This is a genomic window from Streptomyces sp. NPDC048269 (assembly GCF_040652395.1).
Taxonomy (GTDB): Bacteria; Actinomycetota; Actinomycetes; order Streptomycetales; family Streptomycetaceae; genus Streptomyces.
In genome coordinates, this window is sequence record NZ_JBEZLW010000026.1 from 38,395 (window position 1) to 56,080 (window position 17,686).

General features: G+C 72.8%; 17 protein-coding genes. 7 read left to right on the plus strand and 10 right to left on the minus strand.

Features of this window, described 5'->3' with window-relative positions:
* Window positions 1–61: 61 nt before the first annotated feature.
* Window positions 62–1,357, plus strand: coding sequence for a sulfite oxidase (locus AB0D48_RS24845; RefSeq protein ID WP_362400919.1), 1,296 nt, complete (start codon window positions 62–64; stop codon window positions 1,355–1,357).
* Between the two features lie 56 nt (window positions 1,358–1,413).
* On the opposite strand, the gene AB0D48_RS24850 is transcribed toward AB0D48_RS24845, so the two are convergent.
* Together AB0D48_RS24850 and AB0D48_RS24855 are read right to left on the minus strand one after the other, a co-directional pair.
* The gene (locus tag AB0D48_RS24850) at window positions 1,414–2,577 is read right to left on the minus strand and encodes an alpha/beta hydrolase (protein ID WP_362400922.1); all 1,164 of its coding nucleotides are present in this window, start codon (window positions 2,575–2,577) and stop codon (window positions 1,414–1,416) included.
* An 81-nt stretch (window positions 2,578–2,658) separates the two neighbouring features.
* A complete protein-coding gene (locus tag AB0D48_RS24855) occupies window positions 2,659–3,645 on the minus strand; it encodes a 2-oxoglutarate and iron-dependent oxygenase domain-containing protein (protein ID WP_362400925.1) in 987 nt (328 codons plus the stop codon).
* 210 nt (window positions 3,646–3,855) lie between these two features.
* On the opposite strand from AB0D48_RS24855, the gene AB0D48_RS24860 reads away from it, so the two are divergent.
* Complete coding sequence (locus tag AB0D48_RS24860) at window positions 3,856–4,647, plus strand: VOC family protein (protein ID WP_362401056.1); 792 nt, start codon at window positions 3,856–3,858, stop codon at window positions 4,645–4,647.
* Window positions 4,648–4,677: 30 nt separating this feature from the next.
* Here the strand turns inward: AB0D48_RS24860 and AB0D48_RS24865 are convergent, their stop codons facing one another.
* The gene (locus AB0D48_RS24865; protein ID WP_362400928.1) at window positions 4,678–5,523 is read right to left on the minus strand and encodes a class II glutamine amidotransferase; all 846 of its coding nucleotides are present in this window, start codon (window positions 5,521–5,523) and stop codon (window positions 4,678–4,680) included.
* Between the two features lie 167 nt (window positions 5,524–5,690).
* Between AB0D48_RS24865 and AB0D48_RS24870 the strand changes: the two genes are divergently transcribed.
* Window positions 5,691–5,879: a DUF6381 family protein gene (locus AB0D48_RS24870; protein ID WP_362400931.1), complete on the plus strand. Its 189-nt coding sequence runs from the start codon at window positions 5,691–5,693 to the stop codon at window positions 5,877–5,879.
* 173 nt (window positions 5,880–6,052) lie between these two features.
* Here AB0D48_RS24870 and AB0D48_RS24875 read toward each other — a convergent pair whose 3' ends face one another.
* Together AB0D48_RS24875 and AB0D48_RS24880 are read right to left on the minus strand one after the other, a co-directional pair.
* Window positions 6,053–7,216 (minus strand): agmatine deiminase family protein, encoded by a 1,164-nt coding sequence (locus AB0D48_RS24875; RefSeq protein ID WP_362400934.1) that lies wholly within the window; start codon window positions 7,214–7,216, stop codon window positions 6,053–6,055.
* 54 nt (window positions 7,217–7,270) lie between these two features.
* Window positions 7,271–8,818 carry an APC family permease gene (locus AB0D48_RS24880; protein WP_362400937.1) on the minus strand — a complete coding sequence of 516 codons (1,548 nt, stop codon included), beginning with the start codon at window positions 8,816–8,818 and terminating at the stop codon, window positions 7,271–7,273.
* A gap of 166 nt (window positions 8,819–8,984) precedes the next feature.
* Between AB0D48_RS24880 and AB0D48_RS24885 the strand changes: the two genes are divergently transcribed.
* Window positions 8,985–9,641 carry a TetR/AcrR family transcriptional regulator C-terminal domain-containing protein gene (locus AB0D48_RS24885; protein WP_362400940.1) on the plus strand — a complete coding sequence of 219 codons (657 nt, stop codon included), beginning with the start codon at window positions 8,985–8,987 and terminating at the stop codon, window positions 9,639–9,641.
* 108 nt (window positions 9,642–9,749) lie between these two features.
* Window positions 9,750–10,526, plus strand: a complete 777-nt coding sequence (locus tag AB0D48_RS24890) for a DUF1206 domain-containing protein (protein ID WP_362401059.1) — start codon at window positions 9,750–9,752, stop codon at window positions 10,524–10,526.
* 28 nt (window positions 10,527–10,554) lie between these two features.
* Here AB0D48_RS24890 and AB0D48_RS24895 read toward each other — a convergent pair whose 3' ends face one another.
* Complete coding sequence (locus AB0D48_RS24895) at window positions 10,555–11,940, minus strand: M64 family metallopeptidase (protein ID WP_362400943.1); 1,386 nt, start codon at window positions 11,938–11,940, stop codon at window positions 10,555–10,557.
* Window positions 11,941–12,080: 140 nt separating this feature from the next.
* On the opposite strand from AB0D48_RS24895, the gene AB0D48_RS24900 reads away from it, so the two are divergent.
* Window positions 12,081–13,460 carry a helix-turn-helix transcriptional regulator gene (locus tag AB0D48_RS24900; protein WP_362400946.1) on the plus strand — a complete coding sequence of 460 codons (1,380 nt, stop codon included), beginning with the start codon at window positions 12,081–12,083 and terminating at the stop codon, window positions 13,458–13,460.
* Here the strand turns inward: AB0D48_RS24900 and AB0D48_RS24905 are convergent.
* Together AB0D48_RS24905 and AB0D48_RS24910 are read right to left on the minus strand one after the other, a co-directional pair.
* Window positions 13,423–14,946, minus strand: a complete 1,524-nt coding sequence (locus tag AB0D48_RS24905; protein ID WP_362400949.1) for an MFS transporter — start codon at window positions 14,944–14,946, stop codon at window positions 13,423–13,425. The two genes, AB0D48_RS24900 and AB0D48_RS24905, sit on opposite strands and share 38 nt — an antisense overlap.
* Window positions 14,947–14,956: 10 nt before the next feature.
* Window positions 14,957–15,529 (minus strand): TetR/AcrR family transcriptional regulator, encoded by a 573-nt coding sequence (locus AB0D48_RS24910; protein WP_362400952.1) that lies wholly within the window; start codon window positions 15,527–15,529, stop codon window positions 14,957–14,959.
* 158 nt (window positions 15,530–15,687) lie between these two features.
* On the opposite strand from AB0D48_RS24910, the gene AB0D48_RS24915 reads away from it, so the two are divergent.
* Window positions 15,688–16,200 carry a DUF6328 family protein gene (locus tag AB0D48_RS24915; RefSeq protein ID WP_362400955.1) on the plus strand — a complete coding sequence of 171 codons (513 nt, stop codon included), beginning with the start codon at window positions 15,688–15,690 and terminating at the stop codon, window positions 16,198–16,200.
* Window positions 16,201–16,212: 12 nt separating this feature from the next.
* Here AB0D48_RS24915 and AB0D48_RS24920 read toward each other — a convergent pair whose 3' ends face one another.
* On the minus strand, window positions 16,213–16,452 hold the full coding sequence (locus tag AB0D48_RS24920; protein WP_362400958.1) for a DUF6158 family protein: 240 nt from the start codon (window positions 16,450–16,452) through the stop codon (window positions 16,213–16,215).
* Between the two features lie 130 nt (window positions 16,453–16,582).
* Window positions 16,583–17,659, minus strand: coding sequence for a hydrogenase expression/formation protein HypE (gene hypE / locus AB0D48_RS24925; RefSeq protein ID WP_362401062.1), 1,077 nt, complete (start codon window positions 17,657–17,659; stop codon window positions 16,583–16,585).
* Between the last annotated feature and the right edge of the window lie 27 nt (window positions 17,660–17,686).

A 17,686-nucleotide genomic window follows, 5' to 3' on the forward strand; every position in this document is an offset into this window, starting at 1 on the left:
CGCGGCTCGCCCCGGGCCGTTACGGTCCGTCGGGAAGCCACGACCGAGGAGTGACCCCGCCATGACCTCCGAACTGTCGGACGAGAGCCGGTACGACCGGACGCGCCTGCGGCAATGGGCGCGCGGCCGCGCCCGCTCCGCCGGAGTGGACCGCCGGGACCTGCTCAGGCTGTTCGCGGCGGGGGCCGCCGCCGGATCCCTGGGGCTGGGAGCGGCCGGGACGGCCTCGGCCGCGACCGGCGCCGGCGCGGGCGCCGACGCCACCGCCGGCGCGGCCGCGTCGCCCGGGACCGTCAAGCCGCTGCCGCCCGAGCTGTTCACCATCCGCGGCACCAACGCGGAGACGAACTTCGCCGCCCTGCGCGGCACCGGCCCGCTCACTCCCGTCGACCGGTTCTTCGTACGGAACCACACCACCACCCCACGGCTCGAAGCCGGCGGATGGACGCTGGAGGTGTGGGGCGACGGGCTGGCGGCCGGCCCGGTCGCGTTCTCGTACGACCGGCTGCGCGCGCTGCCGGCGGTCGAGCGGACACTGTTCATCGAGTGCGCGGGCAACGGCCGCAGCTTCTACGCCACCCAGCAGGGCCAGCCGGTCAGCGGCACCCCGTGGACCCTGGGCGGGATCGGCGTCGGCCACTGGCGCGGCGCGCGGCTGTCGGACGTACTGAGGCTGGCGGGTGTGACGCCCGGCGCCGTCGACGTCCTGCCGCGCGGGCTGGACGACGAGGTGATCGCGAACGGTGTGAACCTCGGGCGGGTGCGGCGCCCGCTGCCGGTGTCGAAGGCACTGGACGACGTACTGCTCGCCTACGAGATGAACGGGCGGCCGCTGCCGCCCGACCACGGCGGCCCGGTCCGCCTCGTCGTACCGCAGTGGGCCGGGATCTCCTCGGTCAAGTGGGTCGGTGACATCGAGGTCAGCGACCGGCCGCTGTACTCGCCGTGGAACACCGACACGTACCGGCTGTTCGGGCCCCGGTATCCGGCGGAGGGCGCCCAGTTCACCCGGCAGACCCTCAAGAGCGCCTTCGAGCTGGAGCTGGGGGCGACCGTCCCCGTGCACCGGACGCGGCTGCTGACCGGCCGCTCCTGGTCGGGCGCGGCGCCCGTACTGCGGGTGGACGTCAGCACCGACGGCGGTGTCCGCTGGCAGCGGGCCCGGTTGCACGACGCGCCGCGCCGGGGCAGCTGGGTCCGCTGGTCGCTGCCGTGGACCCCGCGAGCCGCGGGCCCCACGGCGCTGCTGGCCCGGGCGACCGACGCCACCGGGCGCACGCAGCCCGCGACGGCCGCCCACAACACGCAGGGCTACCTCTTCGACGCGGTCGTGCGGCACCCGGTGACGGTGGTCTGAACAACGCCGTGCCTGCCCCACTGTGCTCGGCACAACGGTGGTCCGACAACGGCGGCTCACGGGGTGTGGAAGCGGACCTCCGGAGCGTCGGCGGAAGGACCGTCCAGTACGGGCTGGGGCGTGCCCTTGAGGTGCTGGTCGAAGAAGGCTCCGACGTAGCGCCGGGTCAGCTCGACCGAGCGGACGCCGGACAGCGGGGCCTCGGGGGACGGGATGCCCAGCCGGTCGCCGATCACCGGGAAGTCGCTGAAGCTGAAGTGGCCGGAGTCCGCGAAGGTGATCCAGCGCTTCCAGCCGTCGAGCTTCGGCCATTCGCCGTCCCAGCTCTGGTTCTGGCCGGGGCCCCGGTCCTGCGCGCCGAGCAGCATGAAGGGGCGCCCGCCGAGCCCGGTCCCGGGGACCGGTGTGGCGAGTCCGCCGTCCATGTCGACCCCGGCCAGGACCCTCGGGTCCGTCGCCATCGCGGCGGCCGCCGAGGCACCGCCGATGGAGTGGCCCGCCATCGCGATGCGGCTCGCGTCGATGAGGCCGGCGTGCCGCCAGGCCGGGTCGCGTCCGGTGAGCCGGTCCAGGAGGAAGGACACGTCGCGGGCGCGTGTGTCGCTGACCACGTGCATGCCGCCCGCCGCCTCGACCTTCTCGCAGGCCAGGCACTGGAGCACGCGCCCGCCGGGGAAGGCGGTTCCCGCGCTCTCGTACGCGTGGTCGACCGCGGCGACGACGTAGCCGCGCGAGGCCAGGTCCTCGGCCAGTGCGGTGAGGGTGGCGCGGGGGACGGTGAAGCCGGGAGAGAGCACGATCAGCGGATAGCGGCCGGCGACGGGGCGTGCGTGGGACCGGGAGTGGGCCGCGGTACCGGCCAGGGTCTCGACCGGGATCACCTTGTCCAGCCCCCGGTCGACCAGCAGCAGCCTGGCCTCCTCGCGGGTGAGGTAGCGCACGGGACCGCCGGTGCCGCGCTGCGCCGGATAGCGCATGGTCACCATCAGCTCGCGCGGCCCGGACCCCGCCCAGGGGTCGGTCCGGCTCCGGTCCACGAGGTGGAGCGTCTCCTGTCCTACGGAGAAAAGGCCGGTGGGACGGGGTAGTTCCACCGTGGTGCGGCGGCTCTCGGCCACGGCCGCGGAATCGGCGGCGGCCGAGGTGCCCGCGGCGGCGAGCGGGACCGGCAGGAGCATGGCGAGTAAGACGGCTGCGGAAGCCGTACGGCGTCGGTTCATGGATCCGAACCTACTGAGCCTGACCTGTCGGATCGTCAACTCGCAGGAGGACGGCCCCCTCCCACCTGGGAAGGGTCCGGCTCACCCTGAAGTCGTAGTTCCCCCGGTGACGCTGATGGCGCTGAGCTTCTCCCGCAGGTACGTGTGGGAGTCGACCGGGTCGTGCACCACGCGCCCGACGGGGGCGGGCAGGGACTCCACGCGGGTGTGGGGATCGCACTCGTAGAAGTAGACCAGCGAGATCAGCTCCTCGGCCGGCACGTCGGCGGGCGGCGGCAGCACGCGGTGGCGGCCGGCGCGCCACCGGTCCCCGGTCCAACGGGCCATCAGGTCGCCGATGTTGACCGTGAGCGCGTGCGGGTCGTAAGGGGCGTCCTGCCAGCCGTCGGCGTCGGTGTGGATCTGCAGCCCGCCCGCTCCTTGCTGGCGGTCGAGGATCGTGACCGTGCCGAAGTCGGTGTGCGCCCCGATGCGGAACTGGCCGGGCAGCGGCCGCCCCACGACCTCGGTACCCGGGTACCAGTTGAGGTTGAAGCCCCAGGTGGGGTGAGAGGTGTGGCGTGTGAAGTGGTCCTCGTCGAGACCGAGGGCGGTGGCCAGCAGTTCCAGCAGCTCGTCGGAGAGGGCCCGCATCAGGCTCAGGTACTCGGTCACCAGCGGCCGCAGCGAGGGCGCCTCCGCCGGCCACGCGTTGGGACGGAACCACTCGGCGTCCACCCCCGGCACACCGGTGGGGTCCTCCGCCGCCCAGGACCAGGACTCCTTCAGGTCGGGCGGCGAAGCCTTGCCTTCCGCGTAGCTGTTGGCCTCTGCCCCCGGGCCGAGCCAGCCCCGACCGCCGACGGCGACCGCGTACGGCGCCTTCACCGGGGCGGGCAGCCGGAAGAACTCGCGCGCCGCCTCCCGGATCCGTGCGGGCAGCGCGGGGTCCACCCCGTGGCCGGTCACCAGGAGGAAACCCGCCGCGCGCAGCGCCTCGTCGACGCGGGCCGCCGTACGCGCGCGGACGTCGGGTCCGCCGGACCGCCACGGCCCGAGATCGATCACGGGGACCTGGGATGTCACCACGGGAGACCTGCCTTCCGAGCTCCGAGCCTGGGGGCGTCGGGTCAGAGGCTATCGCCCGGGCCGCCCAGTCCGCCGGAAGACATCGAAGCGTCCCGCTCACTGATGGTGACGGCCGACACCGGCGGCGGTGACCGGGAAGAGCGTCCCGGAAAGGACCAGAATGAGAGCGTGGGGGCCGGGGGCTCAGGAGGGACGGAGCGAGTGGTGGAGATGTCGACCAAGGAGGTCTTCGGAGCTCCGTGCTGGGTGAGCCTGATGGCCCGCGACCTCGAGACGGCGCAGCGCTTCTACGCCGCGGTCACCGGCTGGAGGTTCCGGCGCGCCCGTCTCGGCGACGCCTTCTCCGTCGCCGAGCTGGACGGCGTGCCGGTCGCGGGCATCGGAGCGCTGGCCTCCGACCTGGGCGTCGCGGTGGCGTGGACCCCCTACTTCGCCGTCGACGACGCCGACACGGCGGTGGACCGGATCCGGGAGCGCACCGGCACCATCGCCGTCGGCCCGGTCTCCTTCGCCTCCGGCGGCCGCGCGGCGCTCGTCGCCGACCCCGACGGCGCGGTCTTCGGCATCTGGCAGGGCTCCGTCTCCGCCCACTGGCGGGTGGGCAAGGGCCCCGCGCCGGCCTGGCTGGAGCTGCGTACGAGGAACGCCTTCGACGCGGCGATCTTCTACGGCGCCGTGCTGGAGTGGGCCTCCGGGCGCCCCGGATGCTGCGAGGTCTCGTACGAGGAGGACCAGGTCGTCCTGCGGCAGGGCGGCGAGCCCGTCGCCCGCCTCAACAGCGGCCCGGTCGAGCTCGCCTCCTACTCCCCCCACACCAGGCCCCGCTGGCACGTCCACTTCCGTGTCCCCGCGCTCCGCCCCGCCATCGAGGCCGCCGTGGCAATGGGCGGGCGCACCGTCTCGGACATCGCGTCGAACGCCGCGGAGCGGTGGGTGGCGTTGCGCGACCCCGACGGAGCCCTCTTCACCCTGACGACGTCCCTCGCGGCTGACCCGGCCTGACCCCGCCGCGGGCACTCCGGCGATCAGGTGTCAGGGCAGCTCCGGGACGAAGGGGAGGTAGTCCTCTGCCGTAGCGGCGGGGATCACGGTGTAGCTGGCCTCGGGCAGTTCGTTCCACATCCCGGGCAGGTTGCCCAGGGGCTCGGAGACCACGAGCCGTGTCGCATCGGAGACCTCGTTGAGGAAGTGCAGCTCGGGGTGGAGGTGCCGGACGGTCTCGGCCTTGCTGCTGTAGAACAGCGACCTCGACCGCCCTTGGCTCGAGTAGCGGAACGCCCACAGCCGCTCGCCGTCGCTCACCGCCACCGTCATCTGGAGGGGGTCGGGTACGCCGTGCTCCTTGCCGAGCCGCTCCACCAGGCCGACCATCCGCGCGACGGCTCCCGGCACGTCCTGGTCGAGGCCGTAGGTGACCGCGAGGTAGAACATCACCTCGGAGTCCGTGGAGCCTTCGATGGCCGGGAAGAGGGCCGGATCCACGGCCATGCAGAGGTCCCGCTGCAGCCGCTGGAAGTCCGTGATCGCCCCGTTGTGCATCCACAGCCACCGTCCGTGGCGGAAGGGGTGGCAGTTGGTCTGCTGGATCGCCGATCCGGTGGAGGCGCGGACGTGCGCGAAGAACAGCGGCGAGCGTACGTGCGCGGCCAGCTCGCGCAGGTTGCGGTTGTTCCACGCCGGTGCGATGTCCCGGAAGACGGCGGGGGTGCCGTCACCACTGCCGTCCGCGCTGTACCAGCCGATGCCGAAGCCGTCGCCGTTGGTCGACTCCACGCCCATGCGCGCGTGGAGGCTCTGGTTGATGAGCGAGTGCTCCGGACGGTAGAGCACTGCGTCGAGCGTCAGGGGCGAACCCGAGTAGGCGAGCCAGCGGCACATGGACACCATCCCCTTTTCAGCCTGGTCCGAGCCTAAGCCAGTCAGCGGGACGGAGCGCGTCTGGCCGTCCGTACGGGTCACGCTCGGTGACGGTTCGAGATGCGAGCGCACAACACTGCTGGTTCGCTGAATCCGCCCGCTCTCCCCCACAGATCCAAGGAGCGATCATGAGCGTTTCAGGCGAGTCCCGCGGCCGGTCCCAGCAGATGCGCGCCAAGGCCCAGGAACTGAACGAAGCGGCTGACCGTTCGAAGGACGCGGACGAGCGCCAGCGCCTGCGGGACAAGGCCCGCCGTCTCATGGAGCAGAGCGAGCGGGAGAGCGGGATGGACGACCGCGGCATGGACCCCATGTAGCCCGTACGTCCCGCTCCCGTCCGTCCCGGTCCCGTCCGTCCCGCTCCTTTCCGTCCCGCTCCTGTACGTCCCGGCCCCTCCCTTCCGGTCCCGTACGGAAAGGCACGGGCACAGGCACACCGGCCGGTGGCCGCCGCGATCCCCCGTCGCCGCGGACACCGGCCGGTGCGGTCTCAGGCGCCTGCCACGTGCTGGGTGACGCAGTGGACTCCGCCGCCGCCCCAGGCGAGGGTGCGCGCCGGGGCGCCGACCACCTCGCGCCCGGGGAAGAGGGTGGCGAACTGTGCGAGGGCGAGGGTGTCCGCCGGTTCACCGGCCGTGGGCACGACGACGCTGCCGCTGGTCAGGTAGTAGTTGGTGTAGCTGAAGGTCTCGACGGTCAGCCCCTGGTGGCGGAACTGCGGCTGGTGGTGCATCTCCACCACCTGGAAGCGGCGGCCGCACGCGTCGGTGGAGGCGTCGAGGACCGCCTTGTTGGCGGCCATCCGGTCGTGGTTGGGGTGGGCGGGGTCGGGCTGGGTGTGGAGCAGCAGCCGGGCGGGGCCCAGGTAGGCGGCGACGAGGTCCACGTGCCCGTTGGTGATGTCGTCGTGGTACAGGCCGTACGGGAGCCAGATGACCTTGCGCGCTCCGTACGAGGCGAGCAGCGTGGCCTCGATCTGCGCCCGGGTCATGCCGGGGTTCCGGTTGGGGTGGAGCAGGCACTCCTCGGTGGTGATGAGGGTGCCCTGTCCGTCGGTGAGGACCGAGCCGCCTTCCAGGACCATGTCGACGGGGGTGCGGGGCAGGCCCAGTTGCGCGCACACGCCCACGGGCAGCAGGTCGTCCTTGTCGAAGGGGTACTTCTCGCCCCATCCGTTGAACCGGAAGTCGAGTCCGGCCCGCTGGGTCCGCGCGTCGTTCACGACGAAGACCGGCGCGGTGTCCCGGGTCCAGCAGTCGTTGACCGGGTACTCGACCACCGTCACCGAGCTGCCGCACTGCGTGCGTGCCTGCTGCGCCGTGCCCGGTTCGGCGAACATGAGCACCGGCTCGAACCGGGCGACGGCCTTGGCGATGCCGGCCACCTCGGCCTGGACGCCGGTGAGCAGTCCGCCCCACCCTGCGGTTCTGTCCCAGGGCCAGGCCATCACGCAGGCGGAGTGCGCCTCCCATTCGGCCGGAGCGTGGAGCGGGTCGTCGCCCGCCGCGCGCGTGGCCGAAGGGAGGTTCCGGGCGGCGGCGGCAGGGCCGGCGAACAGGGGGACGGCGGCGGCCGCGAGGGCGGCGGCGCCGAAGCCGCGCCGTGTCATGTGGGGGCGGGAGGGGCGCGGGAGGGGCGTACGTGGCAGGTGCATGTCACTACTCCTTCTGTCGGGTGCGGTTGTCGGCGGGGGGCGGGGGGCGGGGGATCAGAGGCGTTCGGCGGTGAGCGCGCCCGCGCGCCCGTCCCCGTCCTCCTGGTTGTCGTGGTCCTCCGTGCGCGCCTGCGCGGCGCGCAGCGTGTCCTGCGGCTTCTTGACCCTCAGATAGACCAGCCCCGCGATGATCACCGCTCCGGTGCCGAGCAGACCCGCCCAGATCTGGTACCAGGGGGCTCCCGGCGGGGCGAGGACGGCTCGCGGCCAGCACACGTTGGCGACTTCGAACGCGGTCCACAGGACGGCCAGCACGTTCAGGAAGGTGCCCTTGCGGCCCTGCCGGACATGGCCGGAGGGGGTCCAGCTCCCCCGCACCCGGGCGATCAGCGCGGCCAGCGTGACCAGGAAGAACGGCAGGAAGGTGGCCGCGGTGCCGAAGGCGATCAGGCTGCCGATCGCCGTGGCGTTCAGGCCGAGCAGCAGGCCCGTACAGCTGACGAAGGTCGAGGCGACGAGACCGCCGATGGGTGCCTGCCTCCGGTTGACCCGGCGCACCAGGCGGGAGAAGGGGAACACCCCGTCGCGCGCCAGCGAGTACACCCCGCGCGCGGCCCCGCCCTGGGAGGCCATCGCGCAGGCGAGGAACCCGACCAGGACCACGGCCACGAAGGGCTTGTCGGACCAGGAGCCGAACGCGGTGGTGACGGCGGTGGTCACCGGGTCCAGGTCCTCACCCGCGACGACGGCCCGCGGCGAGGGGTGGGCGAGGGCGACCGCCATCGCGTTGAGGATGACGACCAGGCCGACGCTGAGCAGCGCCCACCACATGGCGCGCGGGACCTGGCGGCCGGCGTCCTTGGTCTCCTCAGCGGTCGAGACGCAGGCGTCGAATCCGATGAAGCCCCAGCCCGCGACGGCCAGGACGGCGAGGAAGGCCACCGTGGCCGATCCCCCGGACAGCTCTTCGGCGCCGAGGGTCTCGGTGAACAGCGCGAAGCCGTGCTCGCGGAAGAACAGCAGCAGCGCGAAGCCGACCAGTACGGAGGCAATGGCCTCGGCGGCGATGCCCAGGGAGACGAACCAGCTCAGGATCCTGATCCCGTAGGCGTTGACGAGCATGCACACCAGCAGGATCCCGGCGGCCACCGCGACCATGGCGCCCGGTGTGGGCGTGGCGCCGACGAGGGCGAAGACCCAGGGGGCCGCCAGGTAGGCGACTGTGGTGTTGCCGAACATCACGGCGAACTGCCACACCCAGCCGCTCATCCAGCCGAAGGAGGGGCCCAGCAGCCGCCGGCCCCACTGGTAGGGGCCGCCGGCCAGTGGCCACTGCGAGGCCAGCTCGGAGTAGACGTTCACCACCAGGCACTGGCCCAGCAGCACGATCGGCAGCGCCCAGACCCAGGCGGGCCCGGCGATCATCGTGCCGACCATCGAGACGGCGTAGAGGGCGACGACGGGCGAGACGACGGCGAAGCCCATCGCGATGTTCCCGAGGACGCCGAGGCTGCGGTTCAGCTCCTGGGTGTAGCCCAGATCGGTCAGGCGGGCGGCGTCGGCGTCGCCCGTTCCAGGGCGTGCGGAGGGAAGGTCTGGCATGCGCACCTCTCACGGAGGGATGACGCGCCGGGGGTGCCGACGCGTCCCGGAAATTAAATCTAACGTTGTTAGGTATCGGGAATGCGGGGACCTTAACCCGGCCCGGACCCCTTGGAAAGACCCTGCGTGCGGGTAACCTGACGGCCCGGAACGAGGGGGATCACACGTGGGCCGACCGAACCAACCACTGCTCAGCCGCGGGATCATCGCGCGCGCGGCCCTCGAACTCCTCGACCAGGAGGGCCCCCAGGCGCTGAAGATGCGCACGCTCGCCGACCGCCTCGGCGTCCGGGGAGCGTCGCTGTACCACCACGTGGCGTCCAAGGAGGACGTGCTCGACGCGGTCTCGGAGCTGATCAACGAAGAGATCGATCTGAGCCCGCTCGACGCACCGGACTGGCGCGAGGGGATCGCGGCGTACGCGCGCGGCTACCGCCGGGTGTACCTGCGGCACCCGAACGCGATCGCCCCCGCCGCCCGCCGCCGGGTCGAGGCGGACCGGGCCCTGCGCGGCTACGACGCGCTGCTCGGCGCACTGATCCGGGCCGGCTGCACCCCGGCGCAGGCGGCCGAGGCCGCCGCCGCCATCGACTACCTGGTCCTGGGGTCGGCGCTGGAGACCTTCACGGCCGGTTTCACCCGCGCCGCGGGCGACTACCGTCCCGCCTACCCGGCCCTCGCCGACTCCCTCACCGGCGCCGCGGCGACCGGCGGCGGCCTGGCCGAACTGGACGACCGCGGATTCGAGCTGGGCCTCGGCCTGGTCCTGGACGGTCTCACCGCACGGTCGTCCCGCGGGCATGGAGCGGTCGAGCCCGGGTAGCCGCGCGTCATGACGGACCGCGAAGCAACACGCGAGGGTGCACGGCGCAAGGGTGCAGGACGCGAGGGTGCAGGACGCGAGGGTGTACGGACCGCCTCCCAGGGCGGCATGGGCCGAGAGGTGGTGGCCCGGTGCGGACTGGCGGCGCGCGGCGTGCTGTACGTGCTGGTCGGTGTGCTCGCCCTCCGCGTGGCGTTCGGTGACGGCGGCGGCAAGGAGGCGGACCGCCAGGGCGCACTGCAGGAGCTCATGGAACAGCCGTTCGGCCGCGTCCTCGTGTGGGCCGTCGGCATCGGCCTGGTGTGCATGATGCTGTGGCGGCTGTCGGAGACCGTGTTCGGCGCGGCCGGCCCCGACGGCGGCAAAGCCGGGAAGCGGCTGGCGTCGGCGGCCCGGACGGTGTTCTACGGGGTGGTCGCGTTCTCGGTGCTGTCCTTCGCCGCCGGGTCCGGCGGCCAGCGGTCCAGCGACGAGCAGTCGCGCGACGTGACGGCCAAGGTGATGGAGCTCCCGGGCGGCCCGTGGTGGGTCGGCGCGGCCGGCGCGGCGATCGCCGTCGGGGGCGTCGTGATCGCCGTGCAGGCGGCGCGGCGCACGTTCCGCAAGAAACTGGCGATGGGCCGGATGTCCGGGGAGGTCCGCAAGGCGGTCGAGTTCCTCGGCGTGACCGGCGGCGTGGCCCGCGGCGCCGTCTTCGCCGCGGCCGGCGCCTTCATCGTGTACGCCGCGGTCCGTTACGACCCCGCGGAGGCGAAGGGTGTCGACGACACCCTTCGGGCCTTCGCCCAGACCCCGGCGGGACCGTGGCTCCTCGTGGTGGTCGCCGCCGGGCTCATGCTGTTCGGGCTGTTCTCCTGGGCGATGGCCGTCTGGAGCCGGGTCTGAAGGAACCTGACCGGACCCGGCCTCCCGCCTAGAGCCGGACCTCCCACTGCGCCGTGGAGCGCAGGGTGCGGGCGATCTTGGGGTCACGCACCGAGGACGTGCGGTCCTCCGCGGTGACCGACAGCCGGTGCGTGCGGAAGTCGAACAGCCACAGATCGGCCACCGCCACCTGGGTCCGGCCCTCGAACCTCTTCAGCTCCCTGCCGTCCAGGTACCAGCGGACCACGAGCTGACGCCCGTCCGCTCCGGCCAGCTTCGGCACGGCCGCCTTCGCCGTGTGGCGCGCCCGCAGGGTGCGGTCGGTCGGGGTGAGGGGCGTGACGGTCCTGGCGTGCTGGTAGAACCCGCCGATCATCGCCTCGACACCGGGGAGGTTGAAGGGCTTGCCGAGGACCCGCATGATCGAGTTGTCCGTGGGCCGGTACAGGCCGGAGACGAAGTAGCCGCCGCCCTCGTACGTGCCGACCGGGCCGCCGTCCGGGGACGGCTCCCCGAGCCAGCGGTACCACTTGGCCCGCTGCCCGGCCATCGGGCCGGCGGCCAGGGTGGAGCTGTTGGACTCGCCGGGCTCGGGGCCGGTGTACTTCTCGTAGTCCGGGACGCCCGGGTAGAAGTACTCGTCGGCGAGCTTGCCGAGCGAGTGGCCGGTCTCGTGGATGGCGACCTGGCCGGACTTCGCGTGGCCGGCCGAGGCAGTCGAGATCCCCTCGTAGCCGAGGGTGGCGCTGCGTTCGTTGTAGCCCGCTCCGCCGTACTTGGCGCTGTTGGCCAGCACGATGACCAGGTCGGCGGCCGGCGCCTTGGCCACGTAGGCGTCGACCTTGGGCTGGTCGATGCACAGCAGCCGCTCGATGTCCTCGCACCAGAAGTACGAGCCGAGGGCGGTGTCCCGGACGGTGGCCGCGTCCGGGTCGCCGGAGACACCGGACTCGCGCGAGACGGCGTCGACGGTCCACACGTTGAAGAGGTTCCGGTAGGTGGTGTAGGGCTCGACGGCCGTGACCTCGTCCCATTTCTGCCGGGCGTCGGCGTGGAAGCGTTCCAGTTCGGCGGCGGTGTAGCCGTCGCCGATGACGACGACGTCGAGGCGGTCGGCGGTGGAACCGTTGTCGATCATCTTGGCGACCTCGCCGTCGGCCGCCCGCTCGGCCGGGGAGAGCCCGCCCGCGGTCTTCGCCGGCGCGCCGGCGGCCGGTACGCGGGTGTGGCCGGACCCGGCGTCACCGCCGTGCTCCGGCCCCGGTATCTCGACCTCCACCCCCGCCCCGGCCCTCACCGGCGCGTCGGCCCCGCGCGCGGGCCCGGCGGCCACCAGCACGGCGGTGGCACAGGCCGCCGCGACGGCTCCGCGCAGAGCCGCGCGGGCGGCTGGGCGTCTGACCGGACGCCTGGCTGGACGCATCACTGGACGCATGAAGTCCTCCCCCTGGAAAGGAAGTTAAGAAGCGAGATAAGTCAGTTGAATCGGTTGCTTAAATTAGGTGGCGCGCAGGGCGTGCGCAATGGCCTGTTCCCGCTGAATACTGGGGAGTTCGAGCAACCAGGGGGGATTCCATGGACGAACCGGCCCGTATCGGACGCAGGGTTCAGCGCATGCGCGGAGAACTAGGCCTCACTCAGAGACAGTTGGCCGAGCCCAACTACACCCCTGCCTACGTCTCCACGCTGGAGTCGGGCAAGGTCCGCCCCTCCGAGACCGCCCTGCGCTACCTGGCCGGACGCCTGGGCACCACGTACGAGGAGCTGGCCACCGGCCGCCCCGCCCACCTGGCCACCGAGGTGCGGCTCGGCCTCGCCGAGGCCCAGCAGACGCTCGCGACCGGCGCCGCCGACGAGGCCGCCGCCCGCTACCGCCGGCTGCTCACCGAAGCGGAAGAGCTCGCCCTGGCCCCCGAGCAGGCGGAGGCGCTGCTCGGACTGGGTGACTGCGCCCTGGAATCCGGCGAACTCGCCGATGCGATCCGCCACTTCGAGGCGAGCGAGCGGCTGCTCGCCGATGAGCCGCTGCCCCGCCGCGCCCGCCCCATCCGCGGCCGCGCCGTCGCCCACCTGCTCGCCGGAGAGCTGCGCTACGCCTGCTACCTGCTGGAATCCACCATCGACGAGCTGAGCACGAGCGGGCTGGCCGACCCCGAGGCGCTGGTCCTGCTCTACGCCGCGGTGATCGGCCCGTACATCGACATGGGCGCCCACGCCCGCGCCGCCCACGCGGCCGAGCTCGCCCTCGCGCTGGCCCCGCAGGTCAGCGATCCGGCCCTGGTCGCGGGGATGCACCGGCAGGTGGCGCGGACCTTCCTCGCCGAGGGGCGGGTGGCCGACGCCGACGCCTCCCTCGCCAAGGCCCAGGCGATCTACGGGCAGCTGCGGCTGCGGACCGACCTGGCGCACTGCCACTGGATGCGCGGCTACGTACAGGCCCAGAACGGTGAACTCGACTCGGCCGAACGGGAGTTGCGTACGGCGAGGGAGATGCTGTCCGCCCGGCGCGCCGCCCTGTACACCGCCCAGGTGGAGGTGGAGCTGGCCGACGTACTGCGCCGGCTCGGCCGGTACCACGAAGCCGCGGAACTGCTGTCGGCGCTGCTGGAGCTGGGGGACAGCCACGGCGCCGTGCACGCGGCCGGCGCGCACCGGCTCCTCGGCCTGATGGCCGAGGAGCGCGGCGAGCCCGAGTCCGCCGAGGAGCACTACGTGCAGGCGCTGGCACTGCTGGAGCGCAGCGGGGCCAGCGGCGATCTCGCCGATCTGTGCCGGATGCTGGGCGACCTGCTGCGCCGGACCGGCCGGACCGAGGCGGCCCTCGACGCGTACCGCACGGGCCTGGGCCACCGGGCCGCGCCGGGTACCACCACGTTGGGCCCGGCGCCCGTCGCGCCCGTGTTCCGGTCGGGCCGGCTCAGTGGTTCTCGGTGGGCTGGAGATCGCGCGGAATGAGCGCCCAGGTCGTCGCCGCGGCGGCGACCGCGAGGCCGCCGGCCATGAGGAACGCCGGGGTGATGGCGAGGGTGTAGGCCTGCGAGGCGGTGTCGATCAGCGCCTGGCCGAGGGCGCCGCCCAGCCGTTCGGCGGTGTGGGCGGCCTCGCCGACGGAGTCCCGCACCGCGGCGGCGCTCGGACCGTCCAGGTCGAGGACGGGCAGGTTCCCCCGGTAGAGCGCGGCCGCGGTGGAGCCGAGGGTGGCGACGCCCATGGCCGAGCCGAGTTCGTAGCAGGTCTCCTCGATGGCGGCGGCGCTGGAGACCTCGTCCGCGGCCGCCGCGGAGATCAGCGTGACCGAGGCGACCGTGGTCGCCGTGCCGGCGCCGAGGCCCATGACGGTCAGGGCGGCCGCGAAGGCGGGGTAGCCGAGTTCGGTGAACTGCTGGAGGGTCCAGGGCATGGCCATGCCCGCGGCCAGGACGACCAGACCGGTGCCCAGCACGTGCCGTATCGCGAAGCGCTGCATCAGGACGGGGGCCACCATCGAGGCGCAGATCAGGGCGAGCGGTGCGGGCAGCAGCCGCAGGCCGGCCTCCAGCGGGGTGTAGCCCTGGCCGTACTGGAACCACTGGGTGACCAGGAACAGGATCGCGCCCATGCCCACCATGGGCAGGAAGATCGCGGTGGCCGCGACGCTGAAGGCGGGCTTGGCGAAGAGCCGCACCTGGAGCAGCGGGTTGTCCACGCGCAGCTGGCGGCGTACGAAGACGGTCAGCGCGACGGCGGCGAGCAGGAGCAGCACCCAGGGAAGCGGGTCGCCGACGCCGCTCTTGCCGAGCTGCTTGATGCCTCCGGCGAGGGCGAGCATGCCGACGACGGACTGGCCGACGCCCCACCAGTCCCACGTGCCGGTGCTGCGCGGGGCGCGCGATTCGGGGAGGTAGCGCAGCCCGGCCACGATGATCAGGGCGGCGACGGGGAGGTTGAGGAGGAAGGCGGAGTGCCAGCCGTAGTCCTGGACCAGCAGTCCGCCGACGACCGGGCCGAAGGCCATGCCGCCGCCGAAGACGGCGGCCCAGACGGCGAGGGCGAAGGCGCGTTCCCTGGCGTCGGTGAAGACGCTGCGCAGGATCGACAGGGTGGAGGGCATGATGGCCGCGCCGCCGACTCCGAGGAGGGCGCGGGCCGCGATCACGTGCCAGGCCTCGGTGGAGAAGACGGCTATGAGCGAGGCGAGCGAGAAGATGCAGAAGCCCGCCATGAGCAGCCGCTTGCGGCCCCAGCGGTCACCGAGCGCGCCGGCGGTGACCAGGAGTCCGGACAGGGCCAGCGCGTAGACGTCGATGATCCACAGCTGCTGCACGGCGGACGGCTGGAGGTCGCCGACGAGCGAGGGGAAGGCCACGTTGAGGATCGTGGTGTCCATGGAGATGAGCAGGAGGCTGCCGGAGAGGATCGCCAGGACGATCCACCGGCGGGAGTCCGGCGCGAGGCTGGGCATGAGGTTCCGATCAGGGTTGCGCGGGGTGCGCGGGCGCGGTGAACCGCGCCCCGCTCAGGAAGGACGTCAGGACCAGGTGGCCGATCTGCCGGGGAGCGAGGTGCCCGTCGCGGACGCCCTCGGCGGCCGCGTCGAGCAGACCCCAGAGCGAGTACCAGATCCAGTACGGCGGCAGGTCGGTGCGCAGCCGCCCGAGCCGCTGACCGAGGGCGAGGAAGGCCAGCGCCCGCCGGTCCTGTCGGTCGACACCGGCCCGGAACTCGGGGTCGGCGAGCACGGTGGCGTCCCGCGAGGTGAAGCCGTACAGGTGCGCGGCGGGCATCAGGGCGAGGACCAGCTCCTCGAGCGCGGCGTCGAAGGCGGCCCCGTCGGCGGTTCGGGGCAGGTCGACCGGGGTCAGACATGTGTCGACCACCTGGATCGCCCGGACCGCGACGGCTTTCAGCAGGGCCTCGCGGGTCGCGTAGCGGCGGCTGAGCGTGGCGCGACTGGTCCCGATCCCGGCAGCGATCTGCACCATGGAGGCGCTGTGGTCTCCGGCGAGGACGCGCGCAGCACTGTCCAGCAGTTCGTTCTCGTGCACGATGAGCCTCCTTCGCCTCGAACGATACAAAATTGTCTCACGCGAGGCAAACATGACCCATTATCGTGCGGAGCAGCCGTGGAGGGGGCCCGGCCCGGACGGCATGAGTTCTGCCCGCCCGGGTAGGCGCTCGGGCGTACACACCATGGGGAGACCGCATGCGCGAAGACGGCAAGGACGCCGCACGGGGCCACGGCAGGAACGAAACCGAAGAGGAGCGCGCGGACCGGCGGTGGCAGGAGCTGGTGCAGGAGATCCGGGTCGCCCAGACCGGCGTGCAGATCCTCTTCGGCTTCCTGCTGACGGTGGTCTTCACCCCGCATTTCCAGGGCCTCGCCCAGTCCGAGAAGACGGTCTACATCATCACCGTCGTCCTCGGCTCCCTCGCGACCGGCGCGCTCATCGGGCCGGTCGCCTTCCACCGCATCGTCTCGGGCCGCCGCATCAAGCCCCAGGCCGTCGTCTGGGCCTCACGGCTCACCTTCACGGGCATCGTCCTGCTGCTGGCCACCCTCACCGCCTCGCTCTACCTGGTCCTGCGGGTGGCCACGGACAGCGTCGTCGTGCCGTGGCTGGTGGCCGGTGTGCTGGCCTGGTACCTGCTGTGCTGGTTCGTCCTGCCGCTGTGGGCGCGCAGCCGCTACACCAGCAAGGACGACGGCCGGCCCTGACGTCCGCGCTGCCTACTCGGCAGTGCGGGCCCGGGCGCCCGAGCGGGTACGGCCGGGGGTCTGGGCCCGCTGCGGGTGGCGGCGTACGTACTCGCGCTCCAGCTCGTTCATCCGCTGCGTGTGGGTGACCAGGGCATCGTCCGACCCGTGCAGCAGGGTCTCGTGACGCGTGCGGTGGATGGCCTCCAGCTCCTTGAGCAGTCGGCCTTCCTCCAGATTCCGCGCCGACGGACCGCCGTCGTGCTCCGTCATGGCACGCACACCTCCTCCGCGCTCGGGTCGGCCCTCGCCGAAGCGGCTCTCGGCTTCCATCATCTCCCGCAGCGCGCCCCGCGTCCCGGCCGACCGGTTTCCGGTACCTCCCGCTTGTGCCCGGGCCGCCTCAGCAGATGCGCGGCAGTTGCTCCCCGATCGGCAGGTCCACGACCCGGGTGCCGCCGAGGCCCGTACGAGCCACGACCACCCCGGGGTGGGCGTCGACCGCCTCGCCGATCACCGCCGCGTGCCGGCCCAGCGGGTGGGCGCGCATGGCGTCGAGGACCGCGTCGGCGTGCTCGCGCGGGACGAAGGCCACCAGCTTGCCCTCGTTGGCCACGTAGAGGGGGTCGAGGCCGAGGATCGCGCAGGCGTTGCCGACGGCGGCTGGGACCGGTACGCGCCCCTCGTGGATGACGACGCCGGTACCGGAGGCGGCGGCGATCTCGTTGAGAGAGGCCGCCAGACCGCCGCGGGTGGGGTCGCGCAGGACGTGCAGGTCCGGGGTGACGGCGAGCATGGTCCGTACGAGCCCGCCCAGGGCCGCGCAGTCGCTCTCGACGTCGACGCCGAACTCCAGTCCCTCCCGGACGCTCATGATCGCGACCCCGTGGAGGCCGATCTCGCCACTGACGATCACGACGTCGCCGGGGACGACGCGCTGGGGCCGCAGGTCCACGCCCTCGGGGATCAGCCCGATGCCCGCCGTGTTGATGTACACGCCGTCGCCGTGGCCCGCCTCGACGACCTTGGTGTCGCCGGTCGCGACCTCCACCCCGGCGGCGCGCGCGGCGGCGCCGAGGGCTTCGGCCACCCGCGCCACGACGGAGACCTCGACGCCCTCTTCGAGGATGAACCCGCAGGACAGGTAGGCGGCTTGGGCTCCGCTCATGGCCAGGTCGTTGACGGTGCCGTTGACGGCCAGATCGCCGATGCTGCCGCCCGGGAAGAACAGCGGCCGCACGACGTAGGAGTCGGTGGAGAAGGCCAGCCGGACCCCGCCCAGGGAGAGGGCGGCGGAGTCCCCGAGCTGGGCCAGCACCTCGCCGCCGAAGGCGGGGGCGAAGAGGTGCTCGACGAGTTCGGCCGAGAGCGCACCGCCGCCGCCGTGGCCCATCACCACGCGGGGCCGGTCCCGCAGGGGGGCCGGGCAGGTCCAGCCGGTGATGTCGAGCGCTTTCTCGGGCCGTGTGGTCTCAGGCAGCGCGGTCGCGCGCAGTGCTGTTTCAGG

What these genes read in the sequence shown, in the direction of transcription:
- AB0D48_RS24845 (WP_362400919.1), top strand. Translation starts at nt 62, where the DNA reads ATGACCTCCGAACTGTCGGACGAGAGCCGGTACGACCGGACGCGCCTG.
- AB0D48_RS24850 (WP_362400922.1), bottom strand. Translation starts at nt 2,577, where the DNA reads ATGAACCGACGCCGTACGGCTTCCGCAGCCGTCTTACTCGCCATGCTC.
- AB0D48_RS24860 (WP_362401056.1), top strand. Translation starts at nt 3,856, where the DNA reads ATGTCGACCAAGGAGGTCTTCGGAGCTCCGTGCTGGGTGAGCCTGATG.
- AB0D48_RS24865 (WP_362400928.1), bottom strand. Translation starts at nt 5,523, where the DNA reads ATGTGCCGCTGGCTCGCCTACTCGGGTTCGCCCCTGACGCTCGACGCA.
- AB0D48_RS24870 (WP_362400931.1), top strand. Translation starts at nt 5,691, where the DNA reads ATGAGCGTTTCAGGCGAGTCCCGCGGCCGGTCCCAGCAGATGCGCGCC.
- AB0D48_RS24875 (WP_362400934.1), bottom strand. Translation starts at nt 7,216, where the DNA reads ATGCACCTGCCACGTACGCCCCTCCCGCGCCCCTCCCGCCCCCACATG.
- AB0D48_RS24880 (WP_362400937.1), bottom strand. Translation starts at nt 8,818, where the DNA reads ATGCCAGACCTTCCCTCCGCACGCCCTGGAACGGGCGACGCCGACGCC.
- AB0D48_RS24890 (WP_362401059.1), top strand. Translation starts at nt 9,750, where the DNA reads ATGGGCCGAGAGGTGGTGGCCCGGTGCGGACTGGCGGCGCGCGGCGTG.
- AB0D48_RS24895 (WP_362400943.1), bottom strand. Translation starts at nt 11,940, where the DNA reads ATGCGTCCAGTGATGCGTCCAGCCAGGCGTCCGGTCAGACGCCCAGCC.
- AB0D48_RS24900 (WP_362400946.1), top strand. Translation starts at nt 12,081, where the DNA reads ATGGACGAACCGGCCCGTATCGGACGCAGGGTTCAGCGCATGCGCGGA.
- AB0D48_RS24905 (WP_362400949.1), bottom strand. Translation starts at nt 14,946, where the DNA reads ATGCCCAGCCTCGCGCCGGACTCCCGCCGGTGGATCGTCCTGGCGATC.
- AB0D48_RS24915 (WP_362400955.1), top strand. Translation starts at nt 15,688, where the DNA reads ATGCGCGAAGACGGCAAGGACGCCGCACGGGGCCACGGCAGGAACGAA.
- AB0D48_RS24920 (WP_362400958.1), bottom strand. Translation starts at nt 16,452, where the DNA reads ATGACGGAGCACGACGGCGGTCCGTCGGCGCGGAATCTGGAGGAAGGC.